Source organism: Streptomyces sp. NPDC051217 (assembly GCF_044455465.1).
Taxonomy (GTDB): Bacteria; Actinomycetota; Actinomycetes; order Streptomycetales; family Streptomycetaceae; genus Streptomyces.
Window position 1 is genome coordinate 210,926 of sequence record NZ_JBITEV010000008.1, and the last position, 13,907, is coordinate 224,832.

The 13,907-nt window shown below is 70.6% G+C and carries 12 protein-coding genes and 1 pseudogene; 5 read left to right on the plus strand and 8 right to left on the minus strand.

The genetic code is table 11. From position 1 onward, the window contains the following. Nucleotides 1-147: 147 nt before the first annotated feature. The gene (rarD, locus tag ACIBBB_RS20085; RefSeq protein ID WP_398983725.1) at nt 148-1,209 is read left to right on the plus strand and encodes an EamA family transporter RarD; all 1,062 of its coding nucleotides are present in this window, start codon (nt 148-150) and stop codon (nt 1,207-1,209) included. Nucleotides 1,210-1,378: 169 nt separating this feature from the next. Here rarD and ACIBBB_RS20090 read toward each other — a convergent pair whose 3' ends face one another. After that, nucleotides 1,379-2,002 (minus strand): CGNR zinc finger domain-containing protein, encoded by a 624-nt coding sequence (locus ACIBBB_RS20090; protein WP_398983727.1) that lies wholly within the window; start codon nt 2,000-2,002, stop codon nt 1,379-1,381. A gap of 21 nt (nt 2,003-2,023) precedes the next feature. On the opposite strand from ACIBBB_RS20090, the gene ACIBBB_RS20095 reads away from it, so the two are divergent. After that, the gene (locus tag ACIBBB_RS20095; protein WP_398983729.1) at nt 2,024-2,473 is read left to right on the plus strand and encodes a VOC family protein; all 450 of its coding nucleotides are present in this window, start codon (nt 2,024-2,026) and stop codon (nt 2,471-2,473) included. A 43-nt stretch (nt 2,474-2,516) separates the two neighbouring features. On the opposite strand, the gene ACIBBB_RS20100 is transcribed toward ACIBBB_RS20095, so the two are convergent. Further along, nucleotides 2,517-3,011 carry a tyrosine protein phosphatase gene (locus tag ACIBBB_RS20100; protein WP_398983731.1) on the minus strand — a complete coding sequence of 165 codons (495 nt, stop codon included), beginning with the start codon at nt 3,009-3,011 and terminating at the stop codon, nt 2,517-2,519. A gap of 140 nt (nt 3,012-3,151) precedes the next feature. Between ACIBBB_RS20100 and ACIBBB_RS20105 the strand changes: the two are divergent. Beyond that, a pseudogene (locus ACIBBB_RS20105) lies at nt 3,152-4,117 on the plus strand (M28 family metallopeptidase); the annotation flags it as partial. 33 nt (nt 4,118-4,150) lie between these two features. On the opposite strand, the gene ACIBBB_RS20110 reads toward ACIBBB_RS20105, so the two are convergent. From ACIBBB_RS20110 to ACIBBB_RS20125, 4 genes are all read right to left on the minus strand, one after another. Next, nucleotides 4,151-5,104, minus strand: a complete 954-nt coding sequence (locus tag ACIBBB_RS20110) for an ABC transporter permease (protein WP_398983733.1) — start codon at nt 5,102-5,104, stop codon at nt 4,151-4,153. Continuing rightward, entirely contained in the window at nt 5,091-6,041 is a 951-nt protein-coding gene (locus ACIBBB_RS20115) for an ATP-binding cassette domain-containing protein (protein ID WP_398983735.1), read from the minus strand. The genes ACIBBB_RS20110 and ACIBBB_RS20115 overlap by 14 nt, the downstream gene beginning before the upstream one ends. A gap of 176 nt (nt 6,042-6,217) precedes the next feature. Then, on the minus strand, nt 6,218-7,504 hold the full coding sequence (locus ACIBBB_RS20120) for an outer membrane lipoprotein carrier protein LolA (protein WP_398983737.1): 1,287 nt from the start codon (nt 7,502-7,504) through the stop codon (nt 6,218-6,220). Nucleotides 7,505-7,741: 237 nt separating this feature from the next. Further along, entirely contained in the window at nt 7,742-8,752 is a 1,011-nt protein-coding gene (locus ACIBBB_RS20125) for a polyprenyl synthetase family protein (protein ID WP_398983739.1), read from the minus strand. Between the two features lie 318 nt (nt 8,753-9,070). On the opposite strand from ACIBBB_RS20125, the gene fahA reads away from it, so the two are divergent. Then, complete coding sequence (gene fahA, locus ACIBBB_RS20130; RefSeq protein WP_398983741.1) at nt 9,071-10,294, plus strand: fumarylacetoacetase; 1,224 nt, start codon at nt 9,071-9,073, stop codon at nt 10,292-10,294. Next, a complete protein-coding gene (locus ACIBBB_RS20135; RefSeq protein WP_398983743.1) occupies nt 10,291-10,590 on the plus strand; it encodes a hypothetical protein in 300 nt (99 codons plus the stop codon). The genes fahA and ACIBBB_RS20135 overlap by 4 nt, the downstream gene beginning before the upstream one ends. Before the next feature lie 68 nt (nt 10,591-10,658). Here ACIBBB_RS20135 and nuoN read toward each other — a convergent pair whose 3' ends face one another. Together nuoN and ACIBBB_RS20145 are read right to left on the minus strand one after the other, a co-directional pair. Then, nucleotides 10,659-12,311 carry an NADH-quinone oxidoreductase subunit NuoN gene (nuoN, locus tag ACIBBB_RS20140; protein ID WP_398983745.1) on the minus strand — a complete coding sequence of 551 codons (1,653 nt, stop codon included), beginning with the start codon at nt 12,309-12,311 and terminating at the stop codon, nt 10,659-10,661. Further along, nucleotides 12,308-13,903 carry an NADH-quinone oxidoreductase subunit M gene (locus tag ACIBBB_RS20145; protein WP_398983747.1) on the minus strand — a complete coding sequence of 532 codons (1,596 nt, stop codon included), beginning with the start codon at nt 13,901-13,903 and terminating at the stop codon, nt 12,308-12,310. Before ACIBBB_RS20145 ends, nuoN begins: the two co-directional genes overlap by 4 nt. Nucleotides 13,904-13,907 lie beyond the last annotated feature (4 nt).

Here is a 13,907-nt window from a genome sequence, read left to right on the forward strand (position 1 = left end):
CGTTCCTCCACGAGACCCGGGCCTCGTCGTGTCCCCGGTCATTCCCGGGGTCCGCCGCTGTCATGACCGTATGCCGATACGGACATGACAGCCCGGCCCGCCCGGCGCTACCGTCGTCGAACTGATGTATGCGGTTCGGGAGGGCCAGTGAAGTCGGACGGCGAGCAGCGGGCGGGATTGCTGTACGGGATCGGCGCCTACGGCATGTGGGGTCTGGTCCCGCTCTTCTGGCCGCTGCTCAAGCCCTCCGGAGCGGTCGAGATCCTGGCCCACCGGATGGTCTGGTCGCTGGCCGTCGTCGCGATCGCGCTGCTCGTGGTACGCCGCTGGGCGTGGGTTCGGGAGTTGCTGGCCCAGCCCCGGAAGCTGGGTCTGCTGGTGGTGGCCGCCACGGTCATCAGCGTCAACTGGGGCCTGTACATCTGGTCGGTCAACAGCGGCCATGTCGTCGAGGCGTCCCTCGGCTACTTCATCAACCCTCTCGTCACCATCGCCATGGGAGTCCTGCTCCTCAAGGAGCGGCTGCGGCCCGCCCAGTGGGCGGCGGTCGGCGTCGGTCTCCTCGCCGTGCTGGTGCTGGCGATCGGATACGGGCAGCCGCCCTGGATCTCGCTCACGCTGGCCTTCTCGTTCGCGACGTACGGCCTGGTGAAGAAGAAGGTCAACATCGGCGGTCTGGAGTCGCTGGCCGCCGAGACCGTGATCCTCTTCGTGCCCGCGCTCGGCTATCTGATCTGGCTCGGGGCCTCCGGTGACGCCACGTTCGGACCGGAGGGGGCGGGGCACGCCGCGCTGCTGGCGGCCACCGGTGTGGTGACGGCCGTGCCGCTGGTCTGCTTCGGGGCCGCGGCGATACGGGTGCCGCTGTCGACGCTGGGGCTGTTGCAGTATCTGGCGCCGGTGTTCCAGTTCCTCCTGGGGATCCTGTACTTCCACGAGGCGATGCCCGCCGAGCGGTGGGCCGGCTTCGCGCTGGTGTGGGCGGCGCTGACGATCCTGACATGGGACGCGCTGCGGACCTCCCGGCGTACGAGGGCGAAGGCGGAGGCGCTGCGGCGGGCGGAGGCGGAGACACGGGCGGAGACTTGGGCCGACACGCGGGTGGAGCCCGAGGCGCTGCCTCAGGCTCCGTCCACGATCCGCGCTCAGTCCGCCGACGGCGTCACGGCTGCGGGCCGGGCCGGGACGAGTACGTCCTCCGGCGAGTGAGGAGCGAGCCGCTTCCGGCGCCGTAGGCCCGTCGCCGTGATTGCGAGCCCCGGTCTGGACCGAGAAGCACCAGAACGAGATCGCGGCGTCGCGCGCGGAGTACGACGGGCGTGCGGCGGTGGAGGCGCGGGCGGCCGTCTGACGGCCGCTCACGCGGGCGCCCGGCCCGTCAGACGGCGCTCTGCCGGGCGCGATGGGCCCGGACCTTGTGGAGGTTCCCGCACCGCTCCATCGCGCACCAGCGTCTGCGGCCCGGCCGCGACGTGTCGACGAACAGCAAGTAGCAGTTGGGCGTGGAGCATTCGCGGATGCGGTCCGCGTACGGCCCGGTGAACAGGTCCACGGCGTCGCGCGCGACGGTCGACAACAGTTGCGCCCCGGTCGCCCCCGGGGCCCACTCGCGCGCCCCGCCCGCGCCCATCCGGGCGACGAGCGGGGGCTCGGCCGCCGCCGCGTTGAGGACGGCGAAGTCGGAGGCGTCGGCGGGGCGGTCGAAGCGGTGGCCCCGCGCGCGGTCGGCGGTGATCCGCAGCAACGCGTCACGCACCGCGTGCGCCGTCCGTACGTCGGCCTCGGCCACGGTGAGCAGTGGCTCCAGACCGGGCGCGAGCCGGCTCTCCCCCGCCCAGCGGACCAGTCCGGCCGGACCGTCCAGCACCTCGTGGCGCGTGAGCGCCCTCGGCCCGCCGGTCACCAGCAACTCCAGGCACAGCGCGCCGGGATCGAAACGGTAGGGACGCCCCTCGGGGTTCCGCAGGACCATCCCCGGCGTGTTCGTCGCGCGACCAGTCATGTAACCACTATAAACAGTTTCATGACCTTGCACTGGAAGCTCGTCATCGATACGACCGATCCGCACCGCCAGGCCGATTTCTGGGCCGAGGCGCTCGGTTACGAGGTCGAGGACAACAGTGCGCTGATCGAGCGGCTACTGGGCATCGGCGCCGTACCCATCGAGCAAACAGTGGATTCACACGGCCGCCGCGCCTGGCTCGATCTCATCGCCGTCCGCCATCCGGACGACCCGTTCGACCCCGACACGGGCGCCGGGACGGGCCGGCGAATCCTCTTTCAGCGCGTACCGGAGACGAAGGCCGGCAGAAGCCGCTTCCACCTCGACGTCCACGTCGGCGAAGACCGCCGACCGGCCGAAGTGGCCAGGCTTCAGGGCCTGGGGGCGAAGGTCCTCCACGAGGAGAACGTGCCGGAGGGCGTCTGGGTGACCATGACGGACCCGGAGGGCAACGAGTTCTGCGTGCAGTGAGACAGCGGGGCAGCGAGGGCGGGGCCGGGCGGCCGGGTCGGGCTCAGGTGGTGGCCGCCGTTGTCAGGCATAGCGTCCAGGCCCGCTGTGCGGGGGTGTCCGGGACCGCGAGGCCGCGGGCCTTTTCGAGGGCCTCCCACGCGGTGTCCGGGTCGGTGCCGCCCAGGATCAGGAGGGCGGCGGCCAGCAGGGACGCGCGGCCTATGCCGGCCCGGCAGTGGGTCACCACGTGGGCGCCGTCGGCAAGCCGGGCGGTCAGTTCGCGCAGGACCGGCAGGACCACCGCCAGGTCGGGGACGGTCCGGTCGGGGATGGGGACGCCGACGTAGCGCAGCCCGGCCGCCCCGGCCGCCCGTTCCTCGTCGGTCAGGCCCAACTCGTCGCGTTCGGCCCGGGTGAGGGCGCAGACCAGGACATCGGCACCCGCGTCGCGCAAGCCCCGCATCTCGTCCTCCAGCCAGTCGGCTCCCCGAGGTTTGGCCATGGTGCTCAGACGTCCGGGGCCGGGCAGGTCGACGGTGAACAGCGTAGGTCGCATGTCAGCAGCATAAGTATCCGGAGTGCGAACACCCGTGTCCGATTTCTGCTCTTGACGCTGAGTCAAGCGTGCACTGACCATCAGCACGCGTCGTGCGCACCACCTTCCGTCAGTCCCCGTACGGAATCCGGAGCCCCCACATGAAGCTCTCCACGCTCTCCGTTCCCGCACGTTCCCTCCTCGTCGGCGCGCTCGCGATCGGCGGGCTGCTCGCGTCCGGCGTTCCCGCCGCGACGGCGTCACCGGCCTCCGCGACGGCGCCCGCCACCGTCCTCGCCGCCCCCGACATATCCCTCACCAACGTCAAGGCGCACCTCACCCAGTTCTCCTCGATAGCCGCCGCCAACGGCGGCAACCGCGCCCACGGCCGACCCGGCTATCTGGCCTCGGTCAACTATGTGAAGGGCAAGCTGGACGCGGCCGGGTTCACCACCTCCGTACAGCAGTTCACCTCCGGCGGGCGCGTCGGCTACAACCTGATAGCCGACTGGCCCGGTGGCGACCCCAACCAGGTCGTGATGGCCGGTGCCCACCTCGACTCGGTGACATCGGGCGCCGGGATCAACGACAACGGGTCCGGCTCCGCCGCCGTACTGGAGACCGCGCTCGCGGTGTCGAGAGCCGGGCTGCAGCCGACGAAGCATCTGCGGTTCGGCTGGTGGGGCGCGGAGGAGCTGGGGCTGGTCGGCTCCCGCTACTACGCGAACAACCTGCCGTCCGCCGAGCGCGCGAAGCTCGACGGCTATCTCAACTTCGACATGATCGGCTCGTCGAACGCCGGCTACTTCGTCTACGACGACGACCCCGCCATCGAGCAGACCTTCAAGACGTACTTCGCCGGAATCGGCGTCCCGACGGAGATCGAGACCGAGGGTGACGGCCGCTCGGACCACGCCTCCTTCATGAGCATCGGCGTACCGGTCGGCGGGCTCTTCACCGGCGCCGGGCGTACGAAGTCGAGTGCCCAGGCACAGAAGTGGGGCGGCACGGCGGGACAGGCCTTCGACCGCTGCTACCACTCGGTCTGCGACACGACGGCGAACATCAACGACACCGCGCTGAACCGCAACAGCGACGCGGTCGCCTACGCCATCTGGGAGCTGGCGACCTGACCTGATCCGAGAGGACAGGTCCAGCCCTCACGCACTGATGTCCTTCGCCGTGAAACGCGCCCAGGCCGCCGAGCCGAAGACGGCCGCGTACCCGCCCTGCAGGCCGAGATTCTTCAGCACGTCGTCCCAGTAGAACGGCTCGCGGAGCAGATCGGCGAAGGACAGCCAGTAGTGCGGGAAGAGATACGGGTGGATCGCGTGCAGCTGCGGGATCGTGTCCAGGATCTGCACCGTGATCACCAGCCCGACCGTCGTGGCCATCGCCGCGATGCCGCTGTTGGTGAGGGTGGAGACGAACAGGCCGAGCGCCGCCAGCCCGATCAGTGAGGCGGCCACGACCAGCGCGATCAGCACCGCTCTGACCAGCCCGTCGCCGAACGAGATGCTCGTGCCCGAGATGGTCGTGACCTCGCCGAGCGGGAAGAGCAGCGCTCCCACGGCCAGCGCGGAGACCGCCACCGCCAGAGTGGCGGCCAGACAGAACACCAGCGTCGCCGCGTACTTGGCCAGCAGCAGCCGGGTCCGGCCCGCCGGCGCGACCAGCAGATAGCGCAGGGTGCCGCCGTTCGCCTCGCCCGCGACCGCGTCGCCCGCGATGACGCCGACCGCCATCGGGAGGAAGACCGGCAGCGTCGCGGCGAGCGCGGCGAAGACGAGGAACAGCCCGTTGTTGGTGATCTGGGTGAGGAAGGCGGGGCCGCCGCCCTCCGGCCCGCCGCCTCCGACCGAGCCGCCGTCGCTCGTCTCGATCTTGATGGCGATACCGATCAGGACCGGTACGGCGGCCAGCACGCCGAGCAGCGCGAGGGTGCGCCAGCGGCGAAAGGTGGTGGTCAGCTCGGAGCGGAAGAGTCCCAACGTCCAGAGCGGCGAGACGGGACGCGTCCCGGCACCCTCGTCCGTAGCGGCGCCCGCGCCCCCCGGACCGCTCAAAGGGTCGCCTCCCCCGTCGCCCGACTCCAGCACCTCAGCCCGCGACATCGAATCCCTCCCCGGTCAGCGCCACGAACGCGTCCTCCAGCGAGGCCCGTTCGACCCCGAAGGCCCGTACGCGCACCCCCGCCCGTACGAGCCCGGCGTTCAGATCCGCCGGATCGGCCGGCTCCCCCTCGTCGGACACGGCGAGCTCCCCGCTCACCCGGTCCCCGGCCACCGTCACATCGGTGACCCCCAGCTCCTTCAGCACCCGCGCCGCGTCCGCCGGATCGGGCGTCGTCACCGCCAGCCGGCCACGGGTGCCCGCCGCCAGCTCGGCGACCGTGCCCTGGGTCAGCAGCCGCCCCCGTGCCATCACGGCGGCGTGTGTGCACACCTGTTCGATCTCGTCCAGCAGATGCGAGGAGAGGAAGACCGTCGTGCCCTCCCCGGCCAGCTCCCGTACGAGCGCTCTGATCTCCCTCATGCCCTGCGGGTCGAGCCCGTTCGTCGGCTCGTCGAGCACCAGGAGCCTGCGCGGCTGGAGCAGCGCGGCCGCGAGCCCGAGCCGCTGCTTCATGCCGAGCGAGTACGCCTTCGCCTTCTTGCCGCCCGCCGCCGTGAGCCCGACCCGCTCCAGCGCCTGGCCCACCCGGGCCCGCCGGGTGCGCGGATCGGCCGTCGGGTCGGCGGAGTCGTACCGCAGCAGATTGTCGCGGCCGTTCAAGTATCCGTACAGCGCCGGGCCTTCGATCAACGTGCCCACCTGCGGCAGTACGGCCCTGGCCGCGCGCGGCATGGCGCGGCCGAGGACCGAGGCCGTGCCCGCGGTCGGCTCGATCAGGCCCATCAGCATGCGGATGGTGGTGGTCTTGCCCGAGCCGTTGGGGCCGAGGAAGCCGAAGACGCTGCCGGCCGGCACGGCGAGGTCGAGACGGTCGACGGCGAGCTGCCCGCCCCGGTAGCGCTTGGTGAGCCCGCGTGTCTCTATGACGACGGTCATCCCTCGCCCTTCCTCTCCCGACCGGTCCCGCCGGTCCTCCCTGTCCACCCGGCCGCTCCCGTCCCCGGAGTGCGGGCAGCGGGCCGCCCCGCCGTACGAGCGTACGACGGGGCGGCCCGCTCATGCGCGGTGTCATGGCGCCGCGCTCCCGCGGCGCCCGGGTCGTGTCCGGGGCGCTACTTCGCCTCGTTGGCCGCCTTGATCAGCGCGTCCTTGGTGACCGCGCCGACGAAGACCTTGCCGTCGTCCGTCATCAAGGCGTTCACCAGACGCGTCTTGAAGACCGTGCCCGAACCGAACTTCCCCTGGGCCTTGTCGCCCAGCGCGTCCATGAACTGCTGGGCCTCGGCCGGCATGTCCTTCGACGCGGCGGCCGTCGGGGCCTTGGCACCGGTGTCGAGCTGGACCACGGCGGTCCAGCCCTCGCCGATCACGTTCGGCTCCGAACCGAGGTCCTTGGCGTCCTTGGGCGCCTTGTGGGCCTGGTCCTTGCCCGCCGTCGCCTTCGACTGGTCGGCCTCCGTCACCTTCGCGCCCTTGGGGGGCGTGAAGTCGAAGGTGGACGCGGCCGGCCGGGAGAAGTCGACCTTGGTGAAGCCGACGTCGACCACGGCCTTGCCACCGCTGCTCGGCAGCAGCGTGAACTTCAGCGGCGTACCGGTCTTGGAGTCGACCGCCACCTTGATGGAGCCGACCGTCGAACCGGCCTGCTTGGGCTTGATCACCAGCTGATAGGCGTCACGGCCCGCGATCCGCGCCGTGCCGTCCACCGTCACCGAAGTCGTGTCGCCGGAAGCCTTCAGTGCCTCCCGCGCGAAGTCCCGCGGCGTGGCCGGCAGATCCTTCGGAACGGCCTGATCCTTGCCGTTCGTGCCGTTCTTGTCCTTACCGGTGCCCTTCGCCGCGTCCGCGGGAGCCTCGGCGTGGTACGCCTCGTTGGAAGCGCTGTCGTACGCCCACACCTCGCCGCCGTTGTGGATCAGGCTGTACTCGGCGGCGCTGTCGAGGATCGACAGCCGCTGCTTGTCGGGCCCGTCGGTGGCGACCCGCAGGGTGTGCTCGCCGGAGGCCAGGTCCATCAGCCTGCCGGTCGGCTCCGCGGCCGAACCGCCGTCCTTGCCGTTGTCGGCCCCGCCCTTCGGCGCGAGCGCTCCGGCGGCCGAACCGCCGAGGTCGCCGAGGCCGCCGAGCGACGGGATGCCGAGGTCCGTTGTGATCTTGACCGTGCCGGACAGCCGTTCCGTTTCGGACGCCGCCATCTTCTCGATCAGCTGCGCCGCGGTGATCTTCGGCAGGTCCGGGTCGCCCGACGCGGCGAGCGCGGGGACGAGTCCGATGGTCGCCGCGGCGACCGAGGCCACCGCGACCGGGACCACATAGCGCGCCGCTCTGCGACGGCCCGCCGGAAGGTCCTCGGCCTCGTCGTTCCCGCCGGTGATCTGTGCGCTGTCGTTCGGTGCCATGTGTGCCCTACCTCCGTGGTCGGCGGCTTCCGTCCTTCACACTCGTCCACCCCTTGCCGCCATTCTCACTCGAATTGGTCCGGGGTGGTGTTCTCCATAAGACCAAATCGGCTAATCGGAAGCGTCAGCCCGCGGGCCCAACCTCGCGTACTGCTCTGGGATGACGGGGGGAGCCACCGGATCCCCCATCCAGTAGGGGACGGCCGGACCGGGCGTCGGGGGCGTCAACAGGCGTACTCAGCCCGCCCGGTGGACCACCGCGTCGCACAGCTCCAGCAGCGCGGACTTCGCGTAGCACTCCGGCAGCGGCGCGAGGGACGCACGCGCCTCCTCGGCGTACCGGACGGTGTCCCGCCGTGCCTGCTCCAGCGCCGGGTGCGCGCGCAGCCTGTGCAGCGCCTCCGCGTGCCTGGCGTCGTCCGTCAGGTCTCCGTCCAGGAGTTCGACCAGCTCGATGTCCTCCGGGCGCCCGTGCGCCTCCGCCTGGGCCCGCAGCAGCAGCACCGGCAGCGTGGGAATGCCCTCGCGGAGGTCGGTGCCCGGTGTCTTGCCGGACTCGTGGGAGTCGCTGGCGATGTCCAGGACGTCGTCGGCGAGCTGGAAGGCGACGCCGAGCCGCTCACCGTACTGGGTGAGGATGTCGGTGACCGTCTCGTCGGCGCCGGACGTCAGGGCGCCGAAGCGGCCCGACACGGCGAACAGCGCGCCGGTCTTGCCGGCGAGCACGTCGAGGTAGTGGCTGACCGGGTCGCGCCCGTCGCGCGGTCCGGCCGTCTCCAGGATCTGACCCGTCACCAGCCGCTCGAACGCCTCGGCCTGGATCCGTACGGCCTCGGGGCCGAGGTCCGCCAGGATGTGCGAGGCGCGCGCGAAGAGGAAGTCACCGGTGAGGACCGCGACGGAGTTGCCCCAGCGGCTGTTGGCGCTGTCGACACCCCGGCGTACGTCCGCCTCGTCCATCACGTCGTCGTGGTAGAGCGTCGCCAGGTGGGTCAGCTCGACGACGACGGCCGCAGGGACGATCCCGGGGGCGTACGGGTCGCCGAACTGGGCCGCCAGCATCACGACCAGCGGCCGGAACCGCTTGCCTCCGGCGCGCACCAGATGCTGCGCCGCTTCCGTGATGAAAGGGACCTCGCTCTTGGTGGCTTCGAGGAGACCCGCCTCCACGGCCGACAATCCGCTCAGGACATCGGCTTCAAGAGCCGGGTCCCGCACGCTCAGCCCGAACGGCCCGACGACGGTCACGAGGGGTACTCCTGTCTGCTGACGATCACATGGATTGTCGATGTGTCGCTGCTGTCATTCAAGTCAGCGTATCCGGTCGGGTTTCGATCACCATGGGCGCCTTCCCGGCTCCACCAGTATGTTCTTGATCAGTAAATACGATCGGAACTGACCCCTTATGTCCGCACCCCCTGTCCGTTCGGGCTACCGCCGGTACGTTCCCCTAACTCCCGGCCACACTCGGGTTCTTTCGGTCATTGCGCGCTTTTCACCACTGCCGCCGCTGGGCAACACCGACGTAACGTGTCCCGCATCGATCCGGAAAGCGAGGCAGCACCCATGCCCGAGCAGAGCCCGCTCGAAGTCGCCGAGGGAGACCCCTTCGGTCCGCACAACCTCCCGTACGGCGTCTTCACCACGGCCGACGAGCCCGAGCGACGCCGGCTCGGGGTCCGCGTCGGCGGCCATGTGCTCGACGCGGGAGCCGCCGCGCACGCGCTGGGCTCCCCGTACGCCGCGCTGCTCGACCGGCCCAGCCTCAACCCGCTGATGGCCGCGGGACGCACGGCCTGGCGCGATGTACGCCGCGCGCTCACCGCCTGGGTCACGGTCCCCGCCCACCGGCCGGACATAGAGCCGCTGCTGCACCCGCTCGGCTCGGTGACGATGCATCTGCCGTACGAGGTCGCCGACTGGGTCGACTTCTACGCCAGCGAGAACCACGCCACCAATCTGGGCCGGATCTTCCGGCCCGACGGTGAGCCGCTGACCCCGAACTGGAAACATCTGCCGATCGGTTACCACGGCCGCGCGGGCACGGTCGTCGTCTCCGGTACCGACGTGGTGCGCCCGTCCGGGCAGCGCAAGGGGCCCGTCGACGCCGCCCCGGTCTTCGGGCCGTCGGTCAGGCTCGACATCGAGACGGAGGTCGGCTTCGTGGTCGGCACCCCGTCGGCGATGGGCGGCTCCGTGGAGCTGGCCGCCTTCGACGACCATGTCTTCGGTCTCTCGCTGCTCAACGACTGGTCGGCACGGGACATCCAGGGCTGGGAGAACGTCCCGCTGGGGCCGTTCCTCGGCAAGTCCTTCGCCACCTCCGTCTCGGCCTGGGTGACGCCTCTGGCGGCCCTGGACGCGGCGCGGGTCGCTCCCCCGCCCCGTACGCATCCGCTCCTGCCGTATCTGGACGACGCGGACGAGGAGGTGCCCGGCGGCTTCGACCTGCGGATCACGGTCACCCTCAACGGCCAGGTGCTCTCCGAACCGCCCTTCGCGGGCATGTACTGGACCGCGGCGCAGCAGCTGGCCCATATGACGGTGAACGGCGCCTCGCTCCGTACGGGCGATCTGTACGGCTCCGGCACGGTCAGCGGCCCCGAGCGCGACCAACGCGGCTCCCTGATCGAGCTGAGCTGGAACGGCACGGAGCCGATCGAATTCAGCGACGGCAAGCGGACGTTCCTGGAGGACGGCGACGAGGTCACCCTCACCGCCTGGGCGCCGGGCCCGGACGGCACCCGCGTGGGCCTCGGCGAGGTGACCGGCCGGATCGTCGCCGGGTGAGGGCCGCCCGCCGACCGCTCGTCCTGCTGGGCGTGCCGCTCCTGGTGGTGCTGACGGCCCTCGCACTCAGGGGCCGGAGCGAGGAGCCCGGCTACGCGGACGGCTACACCTTCGGCCGGGACAAGGGCCCGGCCGGCCACCTCGGCGGGGCGGACGCGTCCGACCGAGGGGCGGCCGAGTCCGAGTGCGGTGAGCACGCGGAGACCGACGGCGTGGAGACGAACGCCGACTGGATGGCCGGCTGCGTGGACGGCGCGCTGCGCCTCCCCGAGGCGCCACCGGAGTCCGGGTCCTGACAGCCGGGTGAGCGCCCCGGGGCCCGTCCGACACCGGTGGGGCCCCGAGGCGTTCACGGCTGTACGGGCTACCGCACGAAGACGCCCGCCTGGCTCGCCAGATCAAGGAAGTACTGCGGCGCGAGGCCCAGCACCAGCGTCACGGCGACGCCCACCCCGATCGTGGTCATCGTCAGCGGCGAGGGCACGGCGACCGTGGGGCCGTCCGCCTTCGGTTCGCTGAAGAACATCAGCACGATGACCCGGACGTAGAAGAACGCGGCGATCGCCGATGAGATCACACCGACCACGACCAGCGACCCGGCCCCGCCGTCCGCCGCCGCCTTGAAGACGGCGAACTTCCCCGAGAAGCCCGAGGTCAGCGGGATGCCGGCGAAGGCCAGCAGGAAAACCGCGAAGACCGCGGCCACCAGTGGCGAACGCCGCCCCAGCCCGGCCCACTTGGACAGATGCGTCGCCTCCCCGCCCGCGTCGCGCACCAGCGTGACGACGGCGAACGCGCCGACCGTGACGAAGGAGTACGCCGCCAGATAGAAGAGGACGGAGGAGATGCCCTCGTCCGTCATCGCGATGACACCGGCCAGGATGAAGCCCGCGTGCGCGATCGACGAGTACGCCAGAAGGCGCTTGATGTCCGTCTGGGTGATCGCGACGATCGCGCCGAACACCATGGTGGCGATCGCGACGCCGAACATCACCGGCCGGTAGTCCCAGCGCAGGCCCGGCAGAACCACGTAGAGCAGCCGCAGCAGCGCGCCGAACGCCGCCACCTTCGTCGCGGCGGCCATGAAGCCCGTGACCGGTGTGGGCGCGCCCTGGTAGACGTCCGGGGTCCACATGTGGAACGGCACCGCGCCGACCTTGAAGAGCAGGCCCATGAGGATCATCGCGCCGCCGATGAGCAGCAGCGCGTCGTTGCCCATGGTGTCGGCGAGCACCGGGTCGACCGTGCCGACGGAGCCGTCGACGACGGCGGCGATGCGCGCGTACGTCACCGAGCCCGCGTAGCCGTACAGCAGCGCGATGCCGAACAGCAGGAACGCGGACGAGAAGGCGCCGAGCAGGAAGTACTTCACCGCGGCCTCCTGCGACATCAGCCGCTTGCGGCGGGCGAGGGCGCAGAGGAGGTAGAGCGGGAGGGAGAAGACCTCCAGCGCGATGAAGAGCGTCAGCAGGTCGTTGGCGGCCGGGAAGACCAGCATGCCGGCCACCGCGAACAGCGCGATCGGGAAGACCTCGGTGGTGGTGAACCCGGCCTTGACCGCGGCCTTCTCGCTCTCGCTGCCGGGCACCGAGGCACCCTGGGCGGCGAACGAGTCGACGCGGTTGCCGTGGCTCACCGGGTCGAGCCTGCGCTCGGCGAAGGTGAACACGGACACGATCGCCGTCAGGATGATGACGCCCTGGAGGAACAGCGCGGGGCCGTCCACGGCGATCGCGCCCATCGCGGCGAGGTGCGCCTTGGTGCTGCCGTACCCGCCCGCCGCCAGGGCGACCACCGCGGCGAACGCGGCGGCCAGGGCGACGACCGAGAGGAAGAGCTGCGCGTAGTACCGCCCCTTCCTCGGGACGAAGGCCTCAAGCAGGATGCCCACGACGGCGGCGCCCAGCACGATCAGCACCGGGGCCAGCTGCGCGTATTCGATCTTGGGGGCCTGGATCTTGTCGATCCCCTCGGCCGCCGTCGTTGTCCACAGGCTGTGGACAGCTGTCGCACTCACGGTGCTGCCTCCACCTCGGGCTTGGGATCGGTCTTCTGTACGTCACTCATGGTGTGCTCCACCGCCGGATTCACGATGTCGGTCAGCGGCTTCGGGTAGACGCCCAGGAAGAGAAGGAGCGCGATCAGCGGGGTGACGACCGCCAGCTCCCGGAGCTTCAGGTCCGGCATGCCGCGGACCGACTCGTTCACCGGACCCGTCATCGTGCGCTGGTAGAGGACCAGGACGTACAGCGCGGCGAGCACGATTCCGGCGGTCGCGATGACGCCGATCACCGGATACACGCTGAACGTGCCGACCAGGACCAGGAATTCGCTCACGAACGGGGCGAGCCCCGGCAGTGAGAGAGTCGCCAGACCACCGATCAGGAACGTGCCGGCCAGGACCGGGGCGACCTTCTGCACACCGCCGTAGTCCGAGATGAGCCGCGAACCGCGCCGCGAGATCAGGAAGCCCGCGACCAGCAGCAGCGCCGCCGTCGAGATTCCGTGGTTGATCATGTAGAGCGTCGCGCCCGACTGGCCCTGGCTGGTCATCGCGAAGATGCCCATGATGATGAAGCCGAAGTGCGAGATCGACGCGTACGCGATGAGCCGCTTGATGTCGCGCTGGCCGACCGCGAGCAGCGCCCCGTAGACGATGCTGATCAGCGCCAGCACCAACACCACGGGGGTGGCCCACTTGGACGCCTCCGGGAAGAGCTGGAGACAGAAGCGCAGCATCGCGAACGTGCCGACCTTGTCGACCACCGCGGTGATCAGGACGGCGACGGGCGCGGTCGCCTCGCCCATGGCGTTGGGCAGCCAGGTGTGCACCGGCCACAGCGGCGCCTTGACGGCGAAGGCGAAGAAGAAGCCCAGGAAGAGCCACCTCTCCATGCCCGTCGACATGTCCAGCGTGCCGTTGGCCCTGGCTTCGGCGATCTCGGCCAGCGAGAAGGTCCCCGCCTGCACGAACAGACCGATGACGGCGGCGAGCATGATCAGGCCGCCGGCCAGGTTGTAGAGGAGGAACTTCACGGCCGCGTACGACCGCTGGGTGGCTCCCGCCTCGTCGCCGCCCGCGTGGGCCCGGTCCCCGAAGCCGCCGATGAGGAAGTACACCGGAATGAGCATGGCTTCGAACAGGATGTAGAAGAGGAAGACGTCGGTGGCCTCGAAGGAGAGGATCACCATCGCCTCGACCATCAGGATCAGGGCGAAGAAGCCCTGCGTCGGCCGCCAGCGGTAGCTCTTGCCCGCGGCGGAGCCGCTGTCGGACACAGCCGGCGGGTCGGCGTCGTGCCAGCCCGCGAGGATGACGAAGGGGATCAGCAGGGCGGTGAGCGCCAGGAGCGCCACCCCGATGCCGTCCACGCCCAGTTCGTATCTGACTCCGAAGTCGGAGATCCAGGCGTGGGACTCGGTGAGCTGATAGCGGTCACCACCGGGCTCGAAGCGGACCAGCGCGATCGCCGCCAGCACGAGCGTGGCGAGCGAGAAGGCCAGCGCGATCCACTTGGCCGCGGTGCGCCTGGCGGCCGGGACGGCCGCCGTGACGATCGCGCCGATCGCCGGGACGGCCGCCGTCGCCGTCAGAAGAGGGAACGACATCTGA

Bases quoted from the DNA above. Each gene is read 5' to 3' on its own strand.
- ACIBBB_RS20120 (WP_398983737.1), bottom strand. From the start codon at position 7,504: ATGGCACCGAACGACAGCGCACAGATCACCGGCGGGAACGACGAGGCC.
- ACIBBB_RS20095 (WP_398983729.1), top strand. From the start codon at position 2,024: ATGACCTTGCACTGGAAGCTCGTCATCGATACGACCGATCCGCACCGC.
- fahA (WP_398983741.1), top strand. From the start codon at position 9,071: ATGCCCGAGCAGAGCCCGCTCGAAGTCGCCGAGGGAGACCCCTTCGGT.
- ACIBBB_RS20100 (WP_398983731.1), bottom strand. From the start codon at position 3,011: ATGCGACCTACGCTGTTCACCGTCGACCTGCCCGGCCCCGGACGTCTG.
- ACIBBB_RS20110 (WP_398983733.1), bottom strand. From the start codon at position 5,104: ATGTCGCGGGCTGAGGTGCTGGAGTCGGGCGACGGGGGAGGCGACCCT.
- ACIBBB_RS20090 (WP_398983727.1), bottom strand. From the start codon at position 2,002: ATGACTGGTCGCGCGACGAACACGCCGGGGATGGTCCTGCGGAACCCC.
- ACIBBB_RS20115 (WP_398983735.1), bottom strand. From the start codon at position 6,041: ATGACCGTCGTCATAGAGACACGCGGGCTCACCAAGCGCTACCGGGGC.
- ACIBBB_RS20145 (WP_398983747.1), bottom strand. From the start codon at position 13,903: ATGTCGTTCCCTCTTCTGACGGCGACGGCGGCCGTCCCGGCGATCGGC.